We start from the raw sequence: 21264 nt of genomic DNA, 5'->3' as shown, positions 1-21264 counted from the left end.
TCACACGTCGCGGCGGGTCAGGACGATGCCCGCCGCGCCGAGCAGCACCGCCGCGAGTCCCAGCATCGGCAGCACGTGCGGCCACTCGGGCGTCTCGCTGATCAGCCGGCGGGCCGAGTAGAACGGCTGGAGCACGACGAGCAGCCACTCCGGCAGGTCCAGCCGGTTGATCAGGAACATCTCGACCTCCGGCCACACCACCAGGAACGCGATCGGCACGACCGATCCGTGCAGCAGCGCGGCCAGCGCGAGCCCGATCAGCGTCATCAGCGCGGTGTAGACGACGACACCGGTGCCCATCACCAGCGAGGACGACACCGTCGGCGCGGCGGCGAAGAACACCGCGAGCACCAGCCAGGACGCCGCGAGCACCGCGATCTCGGCGGCGACGGCGGCCGCCGTGACCACGGCGATCTTGGCCAGCAGCACGCGCGTCCGCGATCGGGCGGTGAGCACGGTCGTGGTGATCGTGCGGAACCGGTACTCGGTGCCGAAGGAGTTGACGCCCAGCGCGCCCACGAGCGCCCCGAACAACCACCCGACGGAGAGCACCTTGTCGAAGGTGACGTCGCCGTGGTCGCGCGAGTCGTGCGCGAACACCGTGAGCAGCAGCTGCACCAGCAGCGCCGCCCCGATCAGCAGCCAGTTGGACCGCACGGTCCGGAACGCGGCCCACTCGTAGGCCAGCGCTCGGCCGAATCCCGGCGCGCGGTCGGCCTGGGGACGGGCTTCGAGGGTGGTGGTCATGCTGCTTCTCCCCGGTAGGTCGTGGCGTTGGCGGTGGCGTTGAAGAAGGCGTCTTCGAGGCTGCTGCGGCGGGTGTGCAGTTCGCGGATCGCGACCCCGGCCTGGCGTGCGGCGGAGCTGACCGCGTCGGCGTTGGGGGTGTCGACGACGAGCGCGTCGACGTCCTCCGGCTCGACCTGGAACCCCGCCTGCTGCAGCCACTTCCGGAAGCGCTCGGGATCCGGCGTGCGGACGACGACGTGGGTGCGGGTGTGCGCGGCGATGAAGTCGCGCACCGGCTGGGCGGCGATCAACCGGCCCTCGCCGATGACGACGAGGTCGTCGGCGAGCTGCGCGATCTCGGACAGCAGGTGCGAGGACACGAACACGGTCCGGCCCTCGTCGGCGAGGTTGCGCAGCAGCGAGCGGATCCAGCGGACGCCTTCGGGGTCGAGCCCGTTGGTCGGCTCGTCGAGGATCACGTACTCGGGGTCTCCCACCAGCGCGGCGGCGATGCCGAGGCGCTGCCGCATCCCGAGGCTGAAGCCGCCGACGCGGCGGGACCGCACCTCGTCGAGGCCGACGGCCGCCAGCACCTCGCGGACCCGCTGCTCGGAGATCCCCGCTCCGGCGGCGATCATCCGCAGGTGCTGGTGGGCCGACCGACCGGGGTGCACGGCCCCGGCGTCGAGCAGCGCGCCCACGCTGCGCACCGGGTTCGGCAGGTCGCGGTAGCGGCGGTCGTTGAAGAGGACTTCGCCCTCGCCGCGGTCGAGCCCGAGCATGAGCCGCATCGTGGTGGACTTGCCCGCCCCGTTCGGGCCGAGGAAGCCGGTCACCACGCCCGGCCGGATCGTGCAGGTGAGGTCGTGCACGGCGAGCTTGTTGCCGTAGCGCTTGGTCAGTTCCCGGATGGTGATCAACCCTGCTCCTCGAAGTCGGATCGGATGTCTCGCATGACAACGAGAATCGCGAATCCGATGGAGTCAGGGCGTCTGACTTCCAGCTATGACCGGGTACGACTTTCGGTCACCGCGGCAGCGCGGCCGCCACCCGGAAGCCCCCGTCCGGCATCGGCCCCACCTCCAGCGAGCCTCCCGCGAGCGCCACGCGCTCCCGCATCCCGAGCAGCCCGTACCCGGGCCCTGCGGTCGACGCCTGCGCACCGGGGCCGTTGGTGACGGTGACGCGGAGCTCGTCGCCGTCCTCGACGACGACGGACACCGACGCGCCGGGTGCGTGCTGCGCCGCGTTGGTCAGCGCCTCCTGCACCACCCGGTAGGCAGCGCGACCGGTGCTCCCGGAGGTCGTGGGGAGTTCGTCGGGCATGCTCAACCGCACTCCGGACCCGGTTTCGCGCACCAGCTCGGCGATGTCGGCCAGGGTCGGCGCTTCGGAGAGGTCGGACGGGCCTTCCCGCAGCACCCGCAGCATGCCGCGCAGCTCGGTGAGCGCCTTCGCGCTGTTCTCGCGGATGATCTCCGCGGTCTGAGCGGTGCCCTCGTCCTTCGCGTGCAGGGTGAGCGCGCCGGCCTGCAGCGACATGACGCTGGCGCGGTGGGCGATCACGTCGTGCAGCTCGCGCGCGATCCGCCGCCTCTCCTCGGTGACGGCCCGCCCGGTGAGCAGCGCGCGCTCCCGCTCGGCGCGTTCGATGCGCTCGCGGGCGGCGGTCAGCAGAGCCCGCCGCTGGTGCAGCCACAACCCGAGCATCGCGGGAACGGTGTAGAGCGCGGAGTTCACGCCGATGCTCAGCAGCGTCGGGAACAACTGCTGGCCGGGGTAGCGGATCAGGTTCGCCGTCACCCCGGTCCCGATGATCGCGATGCCCACGAGCCACGTCGAAGGCGCGCCACCGTGACGCCGGGCGTAGGTGTACAGCGCGACCCACGACGGCGCCGGGTGGAGCATGAGGGCGACCGGCACGATCGAGGCTCCGGCGGTGACCAGCGGAAACCGCCGGCGCACGAGCAGTGCGACGCCGATGGCGGAGTACAGGAAGAACTCCCACGGGGTGGCCCGGGTGCTGAGCACCCCGCTGAACGTCAGGGCGACGGCGAGGTCGATCAGCAGGCGGTGGACCTTGCCGTCCCACCAGGACAGCAGGTGCTCTCGGTCGAGGAGTTCACGCACCGGGCCGACTCTAGCCGCGCCGTTCGCGCGGAACGTTCGCCTACCGGCCGAGGTGGGTACGACTTTCGGCCAAGTTCGGACGAGCGGGAGGAAGGACGTCGCGGCGGCCGCTGGCCCATAGCGTTGTTGATCGAACGACGACGCAACTCGTGGGAGGAAGCGAAATGGACTTGGGCAAGCTCTTCAGCAACCCGGAGCAGTTGTTCGCGATGGGCGGCCTGGGGCTGCTCGCGCTGGTGATGTTCGGCGCCGTGGCGCTGTTCATCTGCGCGCTGGTCAGCATCCTCGGCTCGCCGCTGGGCTTCGGGATGACGATCGTGTGGATCATCATCACCTTCGCGGCCCCCTTCCTGGGGCCGGTGGGGTGGTTCCTGATCGGGCGCCGGGACGCCTACCGGCGGCGCGAGGCGTACTAGGCCAAGCCGGCGTCGTGGGCGATGATCGCGACCTGAGTTCGGTTGACGGCGTCGAGCTTGTGCATGATCCGTCCGATGTGGACTTTCACGGTGGACTGGCTCATGTACAGGTCGGCGGCGATCTCGGCGTTGCTCGAACCCTGCGCGACCGCCACCGCGACCTCGCGCTCCCGCGCGGTCAGCTTGTCCATCTTGGACTTCGCCGACTGCGCGGCGCCGCCGCCGGAGGAGAAGGTCGTCAGCAACTTCCGGGTGATCCGCGGCGAGAGCATCGCCTCACCACCGGCGAGGGTGTGCACGGCGGCGATCAGTTCGTGCGGCCGGGTGTCCTTGAGCAGGAATCCGGCCGCCCCGTTCTGCAGGGCTTCGTGCACGTACTCGTCCACGTCGAAGGTCGTCAGCACGCCCACGGCGGGGGGATCGGGCAACGCGGCGAGCCGCTTGGTCACCTCCAGGCCCCCGACCTCGGGCATCTGGATGTCGGTGAGCACCACGTCCGGCGAGAACTTCGCCACGAGGTCCACGATCCCGACCCCGTTGACGGCCTCGGCCACCACCGCGATCTCCGGATCCGACTCCAGGATCATCCGAATCCCGGACCGCACCAAGTCCTCATCATCCAGCAGAGCAACCTTGACGCTCACCGGCCACGACCCCCAAACCACGGAAACACCACGCCGACCACGGTATACCGCGATCGCGTGTGCCCGTGGTCACCGCGGGGAAGTGGCTGGTGACCTCTGCCGAGAGCCCGGCGTCCATTCCCGGCGAACGCGGCGATCACTGGACCAGGTCGAGGAATTGCCAGCGGGCTTGAGGTTGTGCGCCGCTGAGCCACTTTCCGCAGTTCTGCAGGACCACCGGGCTGGACGTGACGTGCTGGGCTCCGGTGTCGAGGTCGCGGATGCAGCGGTTGATCGGTCCCCGGCGGATCGCCGCCGTGCCCGCCCAGCGGTGCGCGGTCCGGCCGACGTCCTGCGCGGTTCGCGTGGCGTTGCCGAGGGCGAGCCGGATCATCGTGTCCTGCTCGGTGGTCTGGGATTCACCGGTGTCCAGTGTGTGCTCGACGTCCTGCCACACCTGCATCGCCCACGCCCGAGCGGAGCGCAGCGCGGCTTCGGCGGTCGCGAACTCGGCGTGGAACTGCGCGGTGTTGACCGCAGCGCCGGGCGTGTCGAACTTGGGCGCTGCGCACGACTTCAGCTCGTCGAGCAGTCGGCGTCCGACGCCGAGCGCCCAGCCCGTGTGCCCGATCGCCGCCATGTTGACCAGGCCGACGCGGTACATCGCGCCGCCGTTCGCGGGCGCGGTCGTCGTGGCGGAATAGGTGTTCTCCGCCGGGACGAACACGTCGGTGCAGTGGTAGTCGATGCTGGTCGTGGCGCGCAGCCCGTGCACGTCCCAGTTGTCGACCAGCGTCACCTGCGACTTCGGCATCGCCAGCACTCGCGGTTCGCCGCTGCCCTCGACCACGACCAGGCTGTGGACGTGACTGGCCAGCGCCATGCCGGAGGCGAACTGCCAGCTGCCGCTCACCAGGTAGCCGCCGTCCAACGGGACGGCACGGCCCGGTCTGGTGCCGTGCCCGGCCAGCAACGCGTGGTCCCCGCCGGCGACGTCGGGGCACAGAGCATCCGCCGCAGCGGTGTCGAGGTACGCGGCGGTGGTGCCGGTGATGTGCTGCAACGCCATCATCGTCCAACCGGCCGCCGCGTCGTGGTGGCTGATCCGCTCGATCATCTCGATCAGCTGGTGCGGAGCGAACTCGTGACCACCGAGGCTCGCGGGCAGGGAAGCCCGGACGGCCCCGGCCGCCAGCAGGCCGTGAGCGACGTCCTCGTCGAGGGTCCCGCGCCGCTCGGCGGCGTCCGCGCTCGTCCGGAGCGTCTCGCCGAGATCGTCGATGCGGTGGAGGACCGACGGGAACTCCGGGCTGATGTGCAGAGCGGTCATGGGCGCACTCTCCCCCTGATCAGTGCCGACGCGGCCGAACGGTACCTGCGGGGTGCTGACCGGGGAGTCGGTTCAGCTGAAGTCGTCCTCCTGCTCGAGGAGGGCGTTGGCGCGTTGCAGGGCGCGGATCTGCGCGGAGTTGTAGAACTCCACGACCGCGTGGGCCAGCGCGTTCGTCGCCAGCTTCTCGCCGTGCGGTGAGTTCGCCGCCAGGTTCGCCAGTCGCGGGTGTTCCGCACGGATGCGGCGGACGAGCGGCGCCAGGCGCCGGGCGAGTTCTTCGACGGCCTCGTCGTCGGCGTCCTCGGGCAGCGCTTCGAGATCGTCGTGGACGTCGTCCCGAACGGCCAAGGCACGGCTGAACTCCGTCAGGTCCTCGTCGCTGAAGACCGTCGAGTAGACCGTCAGCAGGGCCTTCTGGCTGTCGGAGAAGTCCCCGGAGAGCGGCGCGAACTCGGGCGGCACCTCGGGTGACGCGCGGTGGCGCAGGATCACGGCCAGTTCGGCGCGGATCCGGGTCAGCCGCTGGATCGTCGCTTCCAGCTCGGCGTCGAGAACGGTGATCGCCTCGGTCGGGTCCTCACCGGCGTTGCCCATCGCCGCGATCTGCGACAGCGGGAGCCCCAGATCGCTCAGCCTCTTGATCTGCACCAGCCGGATCAGGTGCGAGACCCCGTACTTCTTGTACCCGTTCGACGAGCGTTCGGGCATGTCCAGCAGCCCGATCTCGTGGTAGTGCCGAACGGCCTTCACCGTGGTGCCCGCGAGATCGGCTACCTGCCGAGTGCTCCACGCCATCGTTCGTCCCCCATTCGGCGCGCGATGTCCGAAACCAGTCCACACCCTGCCCCAAGGGCACGGTCAAGACAGCAGCAGCGGGACCAGGTGGATGATCTCGAGCGCCTCGTAGATCGCGCCGACGACCAGCAGCGCCAGCGCGGGCAGGCTCAGCCAGCCGACCTGCCGCAGCCCGTGGACGTAGCCCTGGCGGCGGTTGCGGGCACCGACCGTCCGGGGGCGCAGCCACGACATCCCCAGCCGGTAGGCGCCGAGCAGGACCAGGACGTACGCCTGGAACTCGACGAGGACCGTCAGCGAGTGCGGGATCATCGTCAACGCCGTGACCTCGTTGACCGGCGCCAACGTCACCCCGGTGTCGAAGGCCCAGTAGGCGAAGACGGCGATGCCTCCGAAGGGGACGATCGCCGAGGGCAGCAGGACGTGCACCAGGCTCAACCCGATCGCGTTCACCGCGAGGATGATCAGGCTGAACAGCCACGCGTTCGACATCGCCCACGTGACCAGCTCCGACGTCCCGTCCTGCTCCAGCGACACGACGTTCGCCCCGGTGAGCTCGGGCCGCATCAGACCCACACCCATCCCGACCAGGAACAACCCGTAGGCCATCGCGTTCAGCGCCAGGTAGGCGCGGAGGTTCGCCCGGATGATCTGGAACGGCCTGCGGAACCAACGCGAGTCCCCACCCCGCTGCTCGATTCGATACCCGTGCTCCGCTGTGCTGGTCATCGTGCGCTCCCGTTCGGTGGTGTCGCTGCGACTCGCCACCACTTCAGACCGTGTCCTTGGGGCCAGGTCAAGCTCCGCGATGCTGGACTCGCGGGTGGTGATTTCGGCGCGTGGACGTGCCATCGTCGAGCGGGTGGCCTGGTGAAGGGGTTGATCGCGTGGGGGAGTGCGGCGGGCCGGTCGCTGAGCTGCGGGAGATGACCGTCCACGTCGATACCGGTCGGTGGAGCGGGACCGTTCTCGAATCCGTGAGCTTCGCGGTGGCGGAGGGGCAGGTCACGGCCCTCCTGGGCGAGTCGGGGTGCGGCAAGTCGCTGGCCGCCGCTGCGCTGACGGGCCAGCTGCCCGCGACCGCGCGGAGCACCGGCGAGGTGCTCATCGCGGGCACGCCAATGGCTGATCAGCGGCAGTGGCGGCGGCTGCGCGCGAGCACCATCGGTTTCCTGCCGCAGTCGGGCCTTGCCCGTTCGACGCGGAGGTGGCGGTCGGCGCGCAGCTGCGACGGCTGCACGATCTCCGCGGCGCGCGCAGCGTCGAGCAGGCGTGCGCGGCGGCTTCCTACCCGGCTGACGTGCAGCACTTGCTCCCAGGTCAGCACTCGAGCGGGCAGGTCCAGCGAGCCGCGCTGGCCGCCGCACTGCTGTCCGCGCCGAGACTGCTCGTCGTGGACGAGCCGACCGCCTCGCTCGATACCGCCACCGCTCACGCGGTCTGGGGGAGCTTGCGCAGGTACGCCGACACCGGCGCCGCCGTTCTCGCGATCACGCACGACGTCTCCGACCTGGTCGACCTCGGCGTCGTCGACCGGATGCTGTTCACGGCCGCATCCGAGCGGCGGGATCCGCTGACGAGAGGCGCGCTCTCGAAGACCCCTACGTGCAGGGCTTATTCCTGGTGATCTCCCACCCCTGACCGGACCGAACCCGCAAAAGTGATGCTCCACCGCACGCAAAAGTGATAGTCGATCAAGCGCAAAAGTGATGCCGAGCTGCACGCAAAAGTGATACTGGCTTACCCGCAGGAGTTATAATGCGCTGGTGGAGACCTACCGGAATCGGCTTGTTGACGACCTCGTGCGCAAGTCGCTGGACACGTTCGGCGCTGTGATCATCCAAGGCCCGAGGGCAACGGGTAAGACCACGACGGGCTTGCAGGTCGCGAACAGCTCGGTCCGGCTGGATTCGGATCCGCAGCTGCCGTCGATCGCGGAAACCTCACCCGGCGTCGTCCTGTCCGGAGACACCCCACGGCTCATCGACGAGTGGCAGCTCGCCCCCACGCTGTGGAACGCGGTCCGACACGAGGTCGACCAGCGATCGGTCCCGGGACAGTTCGTGCTGACCGGGTCGGCGACTCCGCCCGACGACATCACCAGGCACAGCGGAGCGGGCCGTTTCCGCAGAATCACGCTGCGGCCGATGACGCTGGGGGAGAGCGGCGAGTCCGCGGGTGCGGTCGGCTTCACCGAGCTCTTCTCGGGCGATGCCATCGCTGGTATTGGCGGGCCGACGGTCGAGGACTACGCGTCCATCCTGGTCCGCGGCGGATGGCCGGTCCTCGTCGCGCAGACCAACCGCTCACCGCAGGACTACCTGGGGAGCTACTTGGACGACATCGCGCGCGTCGATCTGCCGGGAGTCGAGGTTCAGTCAGATCCGCTGCGCGTGCGAGCCCTGGTTCGCGCCTTGGCGCGCAACACCTCGACCGAGGTCTCAGCCACCAAGCTCAGCGCGGAAGCAAAGATCGGCGAGTCCGGAGCCGAGGTGTCGGCCCAGACGGTGCGGCGCTACCTCGATGCGTTGACCCGGGTGTTCGTGATCGAGGAACAACCGGCTTGGGCGCCTCACCTGAGGTCGAAGGTCAGGTTGCGCACTCACCCCAAGTGGCACTTCATCGATCCGTCGCTCGCAGCCGCTGCGCTCGGCGCAGGTCCGAACGCCCTGCTCGGCGACCTCAACACGCTGGGTCTGCTGTTCGAGTCGCTGTGCATCCGCGATTTGCGCGTCCTGTCGCAGCCGCTCGGTGGCGCGGTTTACCACTACCGGGATGAGAACGGTCTTGAGGTCGACGCGATCGTCGAGCTGAACGACGGTCGGTGGGCGGCCTTCGAGGTCAAGCTGGGTGGCAGCAAGAACATCGACATGGCAGCCGGCAACCTGCGAGCTCTGGAGAAGAAGGTGTCGCAGCAGCGTGCGAGCGAGTTGACGTCCCTGAACGTCCTGACCGCTGGAAACACGAGCTACACCCGGGAGGACGGCGTCAACGTCGTTGCCCTCGGACACCTGGCTCCCTGAGGTGAAGGAGCTCGGGCAGGGCGTGGGGGGTGTGGTGGGGCCGGAGGGACTCGAACCCTCACTGTCTAGGACCTAAACCTAGTGCCTCTGCCAATTGGGCTACGGCCCCTCGGTGTGCACAGCGTATCGCGCTCGTCGATCTTGTTCTTGAGGCGGCTGAGGAGACCCGAGCAGGCGACATGGGCGCGGCTGATGCGGCGCGGAATCCGCGGTGAACTACGGTGTGGGCAGCCAGGTGAACGTGAGGAGGACACGTGGCCCGTGATCAAGATGCCATCGAGCGTGACATCGAGCAGGCGCGTGACGCGCTGGCCGACACGTTGGACAGGCTGAGCGTGCAGGCGAACCCGCAGCGGTTCGTCGACGCCGGCAAAGCCAGCGTCATGGAGAAGCTGAACGATCCCAAGGTGCGCTACGCGCTCATCGGGGTCGGTGCACTGGTCACCGTGGTGGTCATGCGCAAGCTGTTCAGGTGAGGTGCCGGTCGTTCTGGGGTCTCGGACCTGGCCCCAGAACACCGGAACCCGCTCAACCCGCCCGGACCGCGTCGCCCACGTTCACCGTTCCCGGCCGGGTCACCCGCATGATCACGCCGAACTTGTTCTCGTGTCGCTGGATCAGGTGAGTTTGCAGTTCCCGCCAGCGCTCGCGCCCGTCGGCGTCCCAGCTCGGCACCGCGCAGCGGATGCACGGACCCGCGTGTTCGCCGGCCACGGCCAGTTCCACCTCGCCCGCGGTGATCGTGGCTCCCGCTTCCCAGTCCTGCTCGGCGAACGGCGGCAGATCCGCGTCCACGTGCAGGTTCGTGCGGAAGCGCCGCAGATCCACCTCCGCGCCCATCTCCTCGCTCAGGCCGCGCAGCGATGACTCGAAGGTGACCAGCACCGTCGGGCCGCGGTCCTGCTGGCCGTCGGCCGCGCGCAGGCTCACCGGGATGTCCAGCGACTGCTCCAGCACGTCGGCGAGCTTCGGGTCGTCCCAGGAGAACCGCTGGTCATCGGGGCCGTTGAGGGTCGGTGGCCCGGTCGGCTCCGGCAGATCGCCGTAGCTCGCCGACCAGGACAGCAGGGTCTGGTTCTGCCGGACGGTGAGGATGTTGCCCGCGCGGTTCGGCCGCTCGTCGAGCAGCGCGTAGGCGCGGTCGCCCGCCACGCCGCGCTCGTCGAAGCGCGCGGCGGACAGCTGCTCGCCGCGCAGCGACTTCACCGGCCAGCGATTGAGCGTGAGAACCTCGGACACGAGCCGACCTCCGTTTCCCCAGGGCGAGGCCACCCTATCGCGTGAAACAGACGATCAGCGCTTCAACAGCGGCAGCAGCGCCTCGTTGAGCAACCGGTCCACGAATCCGGTGTCCAGCGGCTCGTCGGCCAGCATCAGCCGGTAGATCAGGCCGGCACCGGCCAGCTCGCCGACCGTGTCGATCGGGGCGTTCGGGCCGATCTCGCCGCGCCGCACACCGCGCTCCATGATCCGGCGCAGCACGTCGCGCTGCGGCAGCAGGAACGACTCGCGGAACTTCAGCGCCAGCTCGGGCTCGTGCGGCAGCTCGCCGACCAGCGCTTGCGCGGCCTTGCCGACCGGTCCGGTCAGCAGCGTGGCGAAAGCGCGCAGGAACTCGCCGAGATCGTCGGCGACCGAACCCAGGTCCGGCTCCGGGATGCGGCGCTGGACGAGCTCGTTGCAGGTGTCGATGACCAGGTCGAGCTTGGAGTCCCAGCGGCGGTAGATCGTGGCCTTCCCAGCTCTGGCCTGGGCGGCGACGGCGTCCATGGTCAGCGCCCGGTAGCCGACCTGGGCCAGCACCTCCATCGCGGCCTGGCGCAACGCGGCATCGCGGGAGGCGTCCCGCGGGCGTCCCCGGCCGGCGGGCGGCCTGCTCGGTTCGAGGCTGGCCACCGCTGCTTCCTCCTGGGGTGCACTACTGGTCGGCGCGTTCACGACGCCATCCTAAGGTCCCCGGCGGCAGGTCTCCGGCGCGCGTGATCGGTGGGTCGCGAAGAGTCACCGACCAGTGGGTTTCCGGTCAGACCGCAGTGCTACTGGGCGGGTGCGTGGGCTGCGGCGGCGCGTGCCGCGCGCTGGGTCGCCTCGTCCGACAGGCCGTGCCTGGCCTGCAGGTAGGCGGTGGTGAAGGCGAAGCCGTCCCCGTCGAGCAGGTGGATCACCACGCGGCCCGACTTGCCGGGCGAGAGCTGCTCGATCAGCTGATCGGCCTGGTCCCGAGCGGCGATCAGCCCGGGGGCACGCGCGGTCTTCTTGCCGTCACCATCCGTGACGGTGATCTGCCAATCATCGCCCTGGGGTACGTAGTTCGCGGTGATATGACCGCCAGCCATGAATGCCTCCGCTCTCCACTTTGCTCGGGCGTTCGAGCTCTTGACCGGAAGACAATGCTAGGTGCACTGGCTCTCAGCAGCGCCTCTCGGTCGTCCTGGCACTCTACGTGGCGGGTCGGTCCAGATCTTCAGGCCGGTCGACATCGAAGCCGTCCGATACGTCGTCACAGGACACCATCGTCACCGTGCGTTGTTTCAGGTAGTCACGAGCGCCGGCATCACCCGTCGCGGACTCGGCTGCACCGGTCCAGTGGTTCCTGCCCAGCAACACCGGGTGACTGCGGTGTCCGTCGTGCGAAGCGGCGGCCAGCGCGTCGGGGGAGGAGAGGGCAGCGACGCGGCGGACTGCTTCCGGGCCGATGCCCGGCATGTCGACCGGGAGGATCACCGCGGCCGGGGCGTCGGACTCGCGCAGGGCCTCCAGCGCGGTCCGCAGCGAGGAACCCATGCCGGAGGCCCAGTCGGGGTTGAACACCGCGGTCACGCCCACGAGCTCGGCGCGCTCGCGGACCTCGTCGGCGGCGGCGCCGAGGACCACCAGCACCGGGTCGCACCCGGCGTCGGCCAGGACCTTCGCGGTGCGGTCGACGAGGAGCGCTCCTCGGTAGTCGACCAGGGCTTTCGGCATCCCGAAGCGGCGGCCCGCGCCCGCCGCGAGAACGACTCCTGCTGGTGCTGTCACGAATCGACCGTACTGGTCCGGGGACGCGCCGCGGCGCCCCCGGACCCGCGGGCTCAGACCCCGGTCAGGCCGGAGACGAGGAAGTAGACCGCGAAGACGATCGCCAGCGAGCCGACCAGCCAGCCGATCTCCCGCACCTTGCCCCGGGCCAGCTTGATCACCGCGAAGGCGATCAGACCGGCACCGATGCCGTTGGTGATCATGTAGGTGAACGGGATGACGGCCAGCGTCAGGAACGCCGGGATCACGTAGTCCGGGTCGTCCCAGGGGATCAACCGGACCTGCGACATCATCAGCCCGCCGACGATCACCAGAGCAGGCGCGGCGGCCTGCGCCGGAACCACCGACGCCAACGGCGTGACCAGCAGCGTCAGGCAGAACAGCAGGCCGGTGAACACGCTGGCCAGGCCGGTTCGGGCGCCTTCGGCGACACCCGCGGCCGACTCCAGGAACACCGTGTTCGGCGCGGCCCCGGTCAGCCCGCCCGCCGCGGCGGCGACGCCGTCGACGGCCAGGATCCGTCCCATGCCCTGAACCTTGCCGCCCTGGACCAGCCCGGCCTGCGAGGAGACGCTGGTGATCGTGCCCATCGCGTCGAAGAACCCGGACAGCACGAGGGTGAACAGGAACACCGTCGCGGCCACCCCGCCGGCGGCGGCGAATCCGCCGAAGAGGTCCACCTGCCCGAACAGGCCGAAATCGGGGGTGCCGACCAGTTGAGCGGGAAGTTCCGGGACCACCGTGCCCCATTCGTCGGGCGCGACGTCCAGCGCCGCGTTGGCCACCAGCGCCATCACCGTCCCGGCCACGATGCCCAGCAGAATCGCGCCGGGCGTGCGGCGGGCCATCAGCCCCATCATCACCAGCAGCGTCACGCAGAACACCACGATCGGAATCCCGGACAGGTGCCCGTCGGTGCCCATCTGCACCGGCACGGTCGTCTCCTGCGCGTCCGGCACGCGGGTCACGAACCCGGCGCTGACCAGGCCGATCAGCGCGATGTAGAGGCCGATGCCGACGGTGAGCGCGATCTTGAGCGGCTCCGGGATGGCGTTCATGATCTTCTCGCGGACGCCGCTGACCGCCAGCGCCACGATCACGACGCCTTCGAGCACCACCAGCCCGAACGCTTCGGCCCAGGTCATGGTGGGGGCGATGGTGAACGCGACGACCGCGTTCACGCCGAGTCCGGTCGCCAGGGCCAGCGGGGCGTTGCCGACCAGGCCCATCACGATCGTCATCACACCGGCGGTGGCGGCCGTGGCGGTGGTGAGCTGCTCGGGGGAGAGCTTCGCGCCGGTGACGTCGGTTCCGGAGCCGAGGATCAGCGGGTTCAGCATCACGATGTAGGCCATCGCGACGAACGTGGTCAGGCCGCCGCGCAGTTCGCGGGAGAGGGTGGAACCGCGTTCGGATATCCGGAAGATTCGGTCCAGACCGCTGTCGGGTCTGGTGGTCAACTGCTGGGTCATGCGTCCTCCCATGCCGGTGGGCGCCCCCGGGACGTCGGTTTCCGGGCAGGGTTGAGCCCGGCGAGAATTCGCCGAATGCCTGGTGCGGGGCGTTTTTAGCTGATGCGGACCGCTGGTGCGCGATCCGTTCTAGGTGGCGACCCGGTCATCGCCGTGCAGTGCGCGGGATTGTCCGCTCAGTAGTCGACGCGGTCGGTCTTTGCTCGCCAGGCGTCGAACGCTTCGTTTCGGTTGTGGATCTCGATCCGCGCGATGGCGGTCGGGTTCTTGGCGGGGTCGGTCATCGCGTCGTAGAAGGCGCGGTCGTCGAATCCGGCCGCTGCCGCGTCGTCGCGATCGGCGGCGAACAGGATCCGGTCCACCCGGGCCCACATCGACGAGGCCAGGCACATCGGGCACGGTTCGCACGAGGTCACCAGCACGCAGCCGGCCAGCGAGAAGGCGTCGAGCTCGCGACAGGCGTTGCGAATCGCGACGACCTCGGCGTGCGCGGTCGGGTCCAGGTCGGTGGTGACGCGGTTGGCGCCCGTGGCCACGATCTCGCCGTCGCGCACGATCACCGCGCCGAACGGGCCGCCGCCGCTGTGCACGCTGGCGGTGGCCAGCTCGATCGCCCGAGCCATCCAGGTCTGCTCCTGCTGGGTTGCGACATCCACGGACATCGGTTCACTCCAAGGGTTTTCGGCGGTGCTCAGATGATGTGCTCAGGAGCGACCGGGGTGTGCGTGAGGTTCTTGCCGGTGGCCGCGCGGATGGCCGCGACGACCGCGGGCGTGGTGGAGATCGTCGGCGGCTCGCCGACACCGCGAACCCCGTAGGGCGCGTTGTCGTCGCCGCGCTCGATGACGTCGATCTCCATCGGTGGCATGTCGAGGATGGTGGGGATCAGGTAGTCGGTGAACGAGGGGTTGCGGATCTTCCCGTCGCTGACCAGGACCTCCTCCATCACGGCCAGGCCGAGGCCCTGCGCGGAACCGCCCTGGATCTGGCCGAGGACGGCCTCCGGGTTGACGGCCTTGCCGACGTCCTGGGCGCAGGCGAGCTGCACGACCTTGACCAGCCCCAGCTCGGTGTCGACGTCGACGACCGCGCGGTGCGCGGAGAACGCGTGCTGCACCTGCACCAGATCGCTGCGCCCGTCGGCGTCCATCGGGGAGGTCTGGCGGTGGTGGAACTCGCGGGTCTCCTCGATGACGTCCTCGCCCAGCACCTCGGCGAGGTCGGCGACGACGCCTTCGGCGGAGATGACCTTGCCGCCCTGCAGCGACAGCCCGACCGCGGTCCCGAACCGCTCCACGACCCGGTCGAACAGCACCTCGCGAACGGCTTGGCAGGCGGCCTGCACAGCGCCACCGGTGATGTAGGTCTGCCGGGAGGCGGAGCTGGAACCGGCCGGTCCGACGGAGGTGTCGTTGGGGTGGATGGTCACCCGCTCCACGCCCAGCTCGGTGCGCGCGATCTGCTGCTGCACGGTCACCAGGCCCTGCCCGACCTCGGCCGCGGCGGTGTGCACCATGGCGGCCGGTTCGCCGCCGAGGAGCTGCAACCGCACCCGGGCCGTGGAGAAGTCGTCGGCGCCCTCGGAGTAGCAGATGTTCTTGATCGTCACCCCGTAGCCGATCCCGCGCACCACGCCTTCGCCGTGCGTGGTGTTGGACGCCCCGCCCGGGAGCTCGCGGATGTCGGTGGTGTCGCGCTCGGCCGGCATCGGCAGCGCGCGGACGCGTTCCAGCAGCTCGGCGACCGGCGCGGGGGAGTCCACCACCTGGCCGGTGGGAATGGTCCCGCCCTGGGAGATCGCGTTGCGCACCCGAAGCTCCACCGGGTCCATGCCCAGCTCGGCGGCGAGCTTGTCCATCTGCGACTCGTAGGCGAATGTCGGCTGCACGGCGCCCAGTCCGCGCATCGCGCCGCACGGCGGGTTGTTGGTGTAGAGCCCCCAGCCGTCGATGCGCACGTTGGGCACCACGTACGGGCCGACGCCCAGCGTGGTCGCGTTGCCCACCACCACGGGCGTTTTCGAGGCGTACGCGCCGCCGTCGAAGTACTGGGTGGCCTTGACGTACACCAGCGTTCCGTCGCGCTTCGCGCCGTGCTCGTAGTACATCTTCGCCGGGTGCCGGTGCACGTGGCCGTAGAACGACTCCTCGCGGCTGTAGACCATCTTCACCGGCTTGCCGACGTGGAGCGCGAGCATGCACACGTGAACCTGGATCGACAGGTCCTCGCGACCGCCGAACGCACCGCCGACGCCGGACATGGTCATCCGCACCTTCTCCGGCGGAAGTCCCAGCGCGCGGGCGGTCTGCTTGAGGTCGGAGTGCAGGTCCTGGGTCGCCAGGTACAGGTCGACGCCGCCGTCCTCGGCGGGAATCGCCAGACCGGACTCCGGGCCGAGGAACGCCTGGTCCTGCATGCCGACGGTGTAGACGCCCGAGACGACGACCTCGGCTGTCGCGTCCGGATCGCCCTTGAGGATCCGCTGGTGGCGCACCACGTTGCCGTCCGGGTGCAGCTTCGGCAGGTCCTCGTCGTGCGCGGCCCGCTCGGCGTCGAGCACCGGGGTCAGCACCTCGTAGTCGACGACGATGCGCTCCAGCGCGCGCCGCGCGGTCTCCGGGTGGTCGGCGGCCACCAGCGCCACCGCCTCGCCGACGTAGCGCACCACGTCGGAGGCCAGCACCGGCTGGTCGACGGTCTTGAGGCCGTAGAGGTTCTCGCCCGGCACGTCCTCAGCGGTCAGCACCGTGTGCACACCGGCCACGGCCATGGCGGCGCCGACGTCGATGGAGCGGATCCGCGCGTGCGGGTGCGGGCTGCGCAGCGTCGCGCCCCACAGCATGTCCTCGGCCCACAGGTCGGAGGCGTAGGCGAACTCGCCGCGCACCTTCAACGCGCCGTCGGGGCGCAGCGGGGACTCCCCGATGCCGCCGTCGATGGCGTCGTCGAGCCGCTGCGGCGTCCGCGTGGGTGCCTGGGCACTCGGTCGGTTGGTCATGATCACGACACCTCCACCAGGCGCAGCCGGGCGCTCGCCCGGTCCAGCTCTTCGACGACGTCTTCTCCGGTGAGCACTTCTCTTCCGCCGCACAGCAGCGTCTCGACCTGCGGCAACCGGCCCAGCACCAGCGCGGCGACCGGGTCGGCGATGCCGGTGTGGTCGAGCCCGCCGAGACGCCACACGGCGAGGTCGGCGAGCTTGCCCGGTTCCAGCGAACCGATCTCGTCCTCGCGGCCGATGCAGCGCGCCCCGCCCCGGGTGGCCATCCACAACGCCTCGCGCACCGACATCGCCCGGGGACCGCCGGTGATGCGGGCGAGCAGCAGCGCCTGCCGCATCTCCTCGCCGAGCCCGCCGGACTCGTTGGAAGCGACCCCGTCGACCCCCAGTCCGACGGGGGCACCGGCGCTGAGAAGCGCTCGCACGGGGGCGATCCCGGCGCCCAGCCGGCCGTTGGAGCTGGGGCAGTGCGCCGCACCGGTACCGGTCTCGGCGAGCCGCCGGACCGCGGTGGGCGAGAGGTGCACGGCGTGCGCGAACCACACGTCCGGACCGAGCCAGCCCAGGTCCTCCGCGTACTCCACCGGGGTGCGGTCGAACTCGGCCCGGCATTGCTCCTCCTCGGTGGTGGTCTCGGCGAGGTGGGTGTGCAGCCGAACCCCGTTGCGCCGGGCCAGTTCCGCGGCCTCCCGCATCAGCTCCGCGCTCACCGAGAACGGCGAGCACGGGCCGACCGCGACCCGGACGCGGGCGCCCGGTGCGGGGTCGTGGAAGGCGTCGATGGCCTGCTGCGTTCCGGCCAGCGCCTCGTCGCGGTCCTCCACGACGGAGTCCGGCGGCAGGCCGCCCCGGGAACGTCCCCGGTCCATCGATCCGCGAACCGCGTGCAGCCGCAGGCCGATCCGCTCGGCGGCGGCGACCACCGCGCCGAAGACGTCGCCGCCCTCGCGCGGGAACACGTAGTGGTGATCGGCGGCCGTCGTGCAGCCCGACCGCGCCAGCTGCGCGAGCCCGGCCGAGGCGGCGGCGTGGACGGTCTCGACGTCCATCCGCGCCCACACCGGGTAGAGCTCGGTCAGCCACTCGAACAGCGTCGAGTCGGCGGCGTGACCGCGCGTCGCCCACTGGTAGAGGTGGTGGTGGGTGTTGACCAGTCCGGGAGTGACCAGGCATCCGGTGGCGTCGACGCGGCGCACCGGGACGTCCTGCGGCGGAGCCGATCCCGACCCGACCGCGACGATCCGGTCGCCCTCGACGACCACGTGGCCCTCGGCGAACTCGGTCCCGGCGTCATCGACCGCCACGACCGATCCGCCTTCGACGACGATCCGCTCAGGCATCGGTTCTCCGCTGCGCGGCGAGGCGGACGGCGTCCATGATCTTCTCGTATCCGGTGCAGCGGCACAGGTTCCCGGCCAGCGACTCGCGGATCTCCGCGTCCGAGGGCTTCGGGGTGCGCTCCAGCAGGTCGTGGGTCTGCACCAGCAGGCCGGGCGTGCAGAACCCGCACTGCACGGCGCCGGTCTCGACGAAGGCCTGCTGCACCGGGTCCAGCTGCTCCTCGTCGGCGAGCCCTTCCACGGTGCGCACCTCGCGGCCCTCGGCCTGACCGGCCGCGACCAGGCACGAGCACGCGGGCACGCCGTCCAGGTAGACCGTGCACGAACCGCATTCGCCCTGCTCGCAGGCGTTCTTCGAACCGGGCAGGCCGAGCCGCTCGCGCAGCACGTACAGCAGGGACTCGCCCTCCCAGACGTCGTCGGCCTCCTGCCGGCGTCCGTTGACGGTGAACTTCAGGCGCATTCCTGCCTCCCGGAGCGGTGCTCGTGCCAGGTCCAGTTCAGGGTCCGGCGGGCCAGCACGCCCAGGGCGTGCCTGCGGTAGTCGGCGCTGCCGCGCACGTCGTCGATCGGGGACGCGGCCTGTGCGACGAGCTCGCCGAACCGGCGCGCCACGGAGTCCTCCAGCGGGGCGTCCCAGTCGAGTTCGGCGGCGAGGAAGTCCTCGGCCTCCCGCGCCCGGATCGGGGTGGGCGCGGCGGAGCCGATGCCGGTGCCGACGGTCTTGCCCGCCGGGTCCAGCGAGATCGCGAAGGTGCACACCGCGATGACCATCGCGTTGCGGGTGCCGACCTTGGAGAACTGCTGCGGGCCCGCGGCGGGCGCGATCCGGATGGCGGCGATCAGCTCGTCGGCTTCCAGGACGTTGCGCTTCGGGCCGGTGAAGAACTCGTCGACGGGGATCACCCGCGATCCGCGCACGGACTCGACCTCGACGCCCGCCCCGGCCGCCAGCAGCGGTGGGTGGGCGTCTCCGGCAGGAGAGGCCGAGCCGAGGTTGCCCGCGACGGTGCCGCGGTTGCGGATCTGCGGGGACCCCACGGTCCGGCTGGCCATCGCCAGACCGGGTACTCGGGAGCCCAGCTCCTCGATGAGCCGCGCGTAGGGGACGCCCGCGCCGATGCGCAGCACGTCACCGTCCGGCGCCCACTCGGCGAGCTCGGGCACGGTGGTGAGGTCGAGCAGGACCTCGGGCCGGTGCCGGTCGAAGTTCAGCTCGACCATCACGTCGGTCCCGCCCGCGATCGGTGTGGCGTCCGGATGCGCGGCCTTGGCTTCGAGCGCTTCCCGCCAGCTGGCGGGGCGGAGGAATTCCACGTCGTACTCCTTCTCGACCGGCCGGTGCGCTGATGTGGCCCAGTACACATTCGTCGAGTAGCCCCTGGCTAGCGGGCGAAACCCCGAAAATGACTACCGCCGGAACGGGTGCGGTTGTATGTTCCTACAAATGCGGTCACCCCACTCGGCGGTGCGGGTTGGGCCCCCTTCCGGCGTGCCCCTCGCTCGGGTGGGGTGACGAGAGAGCGGCTCCGCCGCTCGCCTGACGGAGGAGCGAGGGTGCGCCTGCGGGATCTGCTCGCCGACGACGAGCTCGGCCTGGTGCTGCTCAACGACGCGGATGCGCTGGAGCGGCCGGTCCGCGGCGTCTACATCACCGACCTCATCGACCCCCGCCGCTACCTGACCGGCGGCGAGCTGGTGCTCAGCGGCCTGGTCTGGCACGGCGGGCCGGAGGACTCCGAGCAGTTCGTCAGGGCCCTCGTCGACGCCGGAGTCGCCGGTCTGGCCGCCGGAACGGCCCGGCTCGGCCACGCCCCGCCCGACCTGGTGGCGGCCTGCCGCGAGCACGGGCTGCCCGCGTTCGAGGTGCCGATCACGGTCAGCTTCAACGCCCTCGCCGAACGCATCCAGTGGCGCGCCGCCCCTCGCCGAGAGCTGATCTCCGCGGTCGCCGCCGGAGCCGACCTCGACCGGGTGCTGCGGATGGCTGCCGACGACCTCGGAGCCGACTGCTGGGTCCTGTCGGCCACCGGCTGGGTCGTCGGCGGCACCGCCGAACTGCCCGAGCAGACCCGCCGAGGCGCGCTCGCCGAGTTCACCCGCGGCCGGTTGCCGCGCACCTGGCGCGCGGGCGAGCCGCACGTGCTGTGGCCGGTCGAAACCGGCGCCGAACCGACGGCGGCCCAGTGGTTCGCGCTGGTCAGCGGCGACCTCGTGGAGTGGGACGAGCACCGCGAAGCCGTCGCCACCGATCTGGGCACCGTCGTCTCGCTGGTGCGCGCCCGGGTCGACGAGGCCCGCCGCATCGCAGGCCGCTCCGTCGAAGCCGCGCTGCGCAGGCTCCTCGAAGGCAGCTCCTCACCGACCGAGGTCGCCGCCCGGCTCGAAACCGCTGGCCTCCCGGCCGACGAACCGCTGCGCGCCGTGGCGATGGGCGTGGGAGATCCCGCCGAATCCACGACCCTGCTCCGCGAGATCGCGGCGGCCACCGGCATGGCCTCGGTGACCGCCCCGCTGGGAGACGGCGCCGTCGCGCTGTTCGTCGACGACCCCGAACACCTCGCCGACCTGGAGCACCAGCTCCGGTGCATCGTCGCCGACGCCGAAGCCGGGCTGGGGGAGCGGCGGCTGGCGATGGGCATCAGCGACATCACCGCCGCCACCGCGCTGCGCGGCGCGCTCGACGAGGCCGCCTACGCCCGCAGGCTGGCCGAGCAGCGCCGCGGCCGAGCCGAGGTCGCCGCCGCTGTGGAACTCGCCTCGCACGAGGTGCTGCTGGCCTCCGCGCCGGACGAACTGCGCCGCTCCTACCGGGACCGGCTGCTCTCCGCCGTCATCGACTACGACGCCGCGCACGGCTCCGAACTCGTCCGAACACTGCGCGTGTTCCTGGACAACAACGGTTCCTGGTCGCGCTGCGCCCAACTGCTGCACGTGCACGTCAACACCCTGCGTTACCGCGTCCAGCGGGTCGAGGAGCTCACCGGCCGCGACCTCTCCGACTTCGGCACCCGAGTGGACTTCTACCTCGCCCTCCGCCTCGACCCCGACGCCTAGAACCGCCAGGCAAGCACCGAAGGTGCTTTCTCTTTACCCACCTGAGCAACCGGCACCGCCGCGGGTTCTGAGCGACTTCGTGGCGAGTACGCCGGGACGCCGCGTATTCGAATACTCAAGGAGCGGCGCACGGAGTCCACGGAGCCGCTCAGGTTCCGCCACCCGCACCGCCAAGCAAAACAGCCCCATCACCATTCCTAGGTCAGTGCGTGGGCTCACAAAGTTGGGTGCCGTTCGAAATCTGACCTCGGGAGCGGTACCGTGCTTGGTCGCAGTTGCGGTCGCCGAGCGCCCGGTCGAAGGGCAGCGAAGACGCGGCGAGAAACC

The 21264-nt window shown here is 70.5% G+C and carries 22 protein-coding genes, 1 tRNA gene and 1 pseudogene; 6 read left to right on the top strand and 18 right to left on the bottom strand.

All coding sequences use genetic code 11. The features are described 5' to 3' along the window. The 3 genes from E1181_RS18335 to E1181_RS18325 form a co-directional block, all read right to left on the bottom strand. Positions 1-747, bottom strand: a complete 747-nt coding sequence (locus E1181_RS18335) for an ABC transporter permease (protein ID WP_132676398.1) — start codon at positions 745-747, stop codon at positions 1-3. Further along, entirely contained in the window at positions 744-1649 is a 906-nt protein-coding gene (locus E1181_RS18330) for an ABC transporter ATP-binding protein (protein ID WP_132676396.1), read from the bottom strand. Before E1181_RS18330 ends, E1181_RS18335 begins: the two co-directional genes overlap by 4 nt. A gap of 106 nt (positions 1650-1755) precedes the next feature. Continuing rightward, positions 1756-2859, bottom strand: a complete 1104-nt coding sequence (locus tag E1181_RS18325) for a sensor histidine kinase (protein WP_132676394.1) — start codon at positions 2857-2859, stop codon at positions 1756-1758. 164 nt (positions 2860-3023) lie between these two features. Here E1181_RS18325 and E1181_RS18320 point away from each other — a divergent pair, with 164 nt between their 5' ends. Continuing rightward, positions 3024-3275, top strand: a complete 252-nt coding sequence (locus E1181_RS18320; protein WP_132676392.1) for a PLD nuclease N-terminal domain-containing protein — start codon at positions 3024-3026, stop codon at positions 3273-3275. Here E1181_RS18320 and E1181_RS18315 read toward each other — a convergent pair. The 4 genes from E1181_RS18315 to E1181_RS18300 all read right to left on the bottom strand — a co-directional run bounded on the left by E1181_RS18315 (position 3272) and on the right by E1181_RS18300 (position 6755). Next, the gene (locus tag E1181_RS18315; protein WP_132676390.1) at positions 3272-3919 is read right to left on the bottom strand and encodes a response regulator; all 648 of its coding nucleotides are present in this window, start codon (positions 3917-3919) and stop codon (positions 3272-3274) included. The two genes, E1181_RS18320 and E1181_RS18315, sit on opposite strands and share 4 nt — an antisense overlap. 136 nt (positions 3920-4055) lie before the next feature. Continuing rightward, positions 4056-5228, bottom strand: coding sequence for an acyl-CoA dehydrogenase family protein (locus tag E1181_RS18310; protein WP_132676388.1), 1173 nt, complete (start codon positions 5226-5228; stop codon positions 4056-4058). A 72-nt stretch (positions 5229-5300) separates the two neighbouring features. Beyond that, positions 5301-6026, bottom strand: coding sequence for a MerR family transcriptional regulator (locus tag E1181_RS18305; RefSeq protein ID WP_132676386.1), 726 nt, complete (start codon positions 6024-6026; stop codon positions 5301-5303). A gap of 63 nt (positions 6027-6089) precedes the next feature. Then, entirely contained in the window at positions 6090-6755 is a 666-nt protein-coding gene (locus tag E1181_RS18300; RefSeq protein WP_235876860.1) for a stage II sporulation protein M, read from the bottom strand. A gap of 197 nt (positions 6756-6952) precedes the next feature. On the opposite strand from E1181_RS18300, the pseudogene E1181_RS32805 reads away from it, so the two are divergent. The 3 genes and pseudogenes from E1181_RS32805 to E1181_RS18285 form a co-directional block, all read left to right on the top strand. Further along, positions 6953-7168: pseudogene (locus E1181_RS32805) on the top strand (ATP-binding cassette domain-containing protein); the annotation flags it as partial. A 65-nt stretch (positions 7169-7233) separates the two neighbouring features. After that, entirely contained in the window at positions 7234-7653 is a 420-nt protein-coding gene (locus E1181_RS32800) for an ATP-binding cassette domain-containing protein (RefSeq protein WP_328590898.1), read from the top strand. A 139-nt stretch (positions 7654-7792) separates the two neighbouring features. Then, a complete protein-coding gene (locus tag E1181_RS18285) occupies positions 7793-9049 on the top strand; it encodes an ATP-binding protein (RefSeq protein ID WP_132676382.1) in 1257 nt (418 codons plus the stop codon). 32 nt (positions 9050-9081) lie between these two features. Here E1181_RS18285 and E1181_RS18280 read toward each other — a convergent pair. After that, positions 9082-9158 (bottom strand) — tRNA-Leu (locus tag E1181_RS18280). A 145-nt stretch (positions 9159-9303) separates the two neighbouring features. On the opposite strand from E1181_RS18280, the gene E1181_RS18275 reads away from it, so the two are divergent. Next, positions 9304-9525 carry a DUF3618 domain-containing protein gene (locus E1181_RS18275; protein ID WP_132676380.1) on the top strand — a complete coding sequence of 74 codons (222 nt, stop codon included), beginning with the start codon at positions 9304-9306 and terminating at the stop codon, positions 9523-9525. Positions 9526-9577: 52 nt separating this feature from the next. Here E1181_RS18275 and E1181_RS18270 read toward each other — a convergent pair whose 3' ends face one another. The 10 genes from E1181_RS18270 to E1181_RS18225 form a co-directional block, all read right to left on the bottom strand. Then, entirely contained in the window at positions 9578-10288 is a 711-nt protein-coding gene (locus E1181_RS18270) for an MOSC domain-containing protein (protein WP_132676378.1), read from the bottom strand. A 54-nt stretch (positions 10289-10342) separates the two neighbouring features. Continuing rightward, the gene (locus E1181_RS18265) at positions 10343-10987 is read right to left on the bottom strand and encodes a TetR/AcrR family transcriptional regulator (protein WP_235876859.1); all 645 of its coding nucleotides are present in this window, start codon (positions 10985-10987) and stop codon (positions 10343-10345) included. 98 nt (positions 10988-11085) lie between these two features. Then, a complete protein-coding gene (locus E1181_RS18260; protein ID WP_132676376.1) occupies positions 11086-11385 on the bottom strand; it encodes a hypothetical protein in 300 nt (99 codons plus the stop codon). Positions 11386-11488: 103 nt separating this feature from the next. After that, on the bottom strand, positions 11489-12067 hold the full coding sequence (locus E1181_RS18255; protein ID WP_207922202.1) for a nucleotidyltransferase family protein: 579 nt from the start codon (positions 12065-12067) through the stop codon (positions 11489-11491). A gap of 53 nt (positions 12068-12120) precedes the next feature. Continuing rightward, positions 12121-13539, bottom strand: a complete 1419-nt coding sequence (locus E1181_RS18250) for an NCS2 family permease (protein WP_132676374.1) — start codon at positions 13537-13539, stop codon at positions 12121-12123. Positions 13540-13715: 176 nt separating this feature from the next. Then, complete coding sequence (locus tag E1181_RS18245) at positions 13716-14162, bottom strand: nucleoside deaminase (protein ID WP_408010144.1); 447 nt, start codon at positions 14160-14162, stop codon at positions 13716-13718. 68 nt (positions 14163-14230) lie between these two features. Beyond that, positions 14231-16537 carry a xanthine dehydrogenase subunit D gene (gene pucD / locus E1181_RS18240; RefSeq protein WP_132676370.1) on the bottom strand — a complete coding sequence of 769 codons (2307 nt, stop codon included), beginning with the start codon at positions 16535-16537 and terminating at the stop codon, positions 14231-14233. Between the two features lie 2 nt (positions 16538-16539). Beyond that, positions 16540-17880, bottom strand: coding sequence for an 8-oxoguanine deaminase (locus E1181_RS18235; protein WP_132676368.1), 1341 nt, complete (start codon positions 17878-17880; stop codon positions 16540-16542). Beyond that, positions 17873-18343 carry a (2Fe-2S)-binding protein gene (locus tag E1181_RS18230; protein WP_132676366.1) on the bottom strand — a complete coding sequence of 157 codons (471 nt, stop codon included), beginning with the start codon at positions 18341-18343 and terminating at the stop codon, positions 17873-17875. Before E1181_RS18230 ends, E1181_RS18235 begins: the two co-directional genes overlap by 8 nt. Next, entirely contained in the window at positions 18334-19197 is an 864-nt protein-coding gene (locus tag E1181_RS18225) for an FAD binding domain-containing protein (RefSeq protein WP_132676364.1), read from the bottom strand. The genes E1181_RS18230 and E1181_RS18225 overlap by 10 nt, the downstream gene beginning before the upstream one ends. Before the next feature lie 240 nt (positions 19198-19437). Here E1181_RS18225 and E1181_RS18220 point away from each other — a divergent pair, with 240 nt between their 5' ends. Next, a complete protein-coding gene (locus tag E1181_RS18220; RefSeq protein ID WP_132676362.1) occupies positions 19438-20937 on the top strand; it encodes a PucR family transcriptional regulator in 1500 nt (499 codons plus the stop codon). The last annotated feature ends 327 nt before the right edge of the window (positions 20938-21264 follow it).

It is taken from the genome of Saccharopolyspora terrae (genome assembly GCF_004348435.1).
Classification (GTDB): domain Bacteria; phylum Actinomycetota; class Actinomycetes; order Mycobacteriales; family Pseudonocardiaceae; genus Saccharopolyspora; species Saccharopolyspora endophytica.
This window is presented reverse-complemented; position numbering and strand designations above follow the sequence as displayed.

Coding starts and splice junctions, on each gene's coding strand:
- E1181_RS18335 (WP_132676398.1), bottom strand. CDS start 747: ATGACCACCACCCTCGAAGCCCGTCCCCAGGCCGACCGCGCGCCGGGA.
- E1181_RS18320 (WP_132676392.1), top strand. CDS start 3,024: ATGGACTTGGGCAAGCTCTTCAGCAACCCGGAGCAGTTGTTCGCGATG.
- E1181_RS18310 (WP_132676388.1), bottom strand. CDS start 5,228: ATGACCGCTCTGCACATCAGCCCGGAGTTCCCGTCGGTCCTCCACCGC.
- E1181_RS18305 (WP_132676386.1), bottom strand. CDS start 6,026: ATGGCGTGGAGCACTCGGCAGGTAGCCGATCTCGCGGGCACCACGGTG.
- E1181_RS18300 (WP_235876860.1), bottom strand. CDS start 6,755: ATGACCAGCACAGCGGAGCACGGGTATCGAATCGAGCAGCGGGGTGGG.
- E1181_RS18260 (WP_132676376.1), bottom strand. CDS start 11,385: ATGGCTGGCGGTCATATCACCGCGAACTACGTACCCCAGGGCGATGAT.
- E1181_RS18250 (WP_132676374.1), bottom strand. CDS start 13,539: ATGACCCAGCAGTTGACCACCAGACCCGACAGCGGTCTGGACCGAATC.
- E1181_RS18245 (WP_408010144.1), bottom strand. CDS start 14,162: ATGGCTCGGGCGATCGAGCTGGCCACCGCCAGCGTGCACAGCGGCGGC.
- pucD (WP_132676370.1), bottom strand. CDS start 16,537: ATGACCAACCGACCGAGTGCCCAGGCACCCACGCGGACGCCGCAGCGG.
- E1181_RS18235 (WP_132676368.1), bottom strand. CDS start 17,880: ATGCCTGAGCGGATCGTCGTCGAAGGCGGATCGGTCGTGGCGGTCGAT.
- E1181_RS18230 (WP_132676366.1), bottom strand. CDS start 18,343: ATGCGCCTGAAGTTCACCGTCAACGGACGCCGGCAGGAGGCCGACGAC.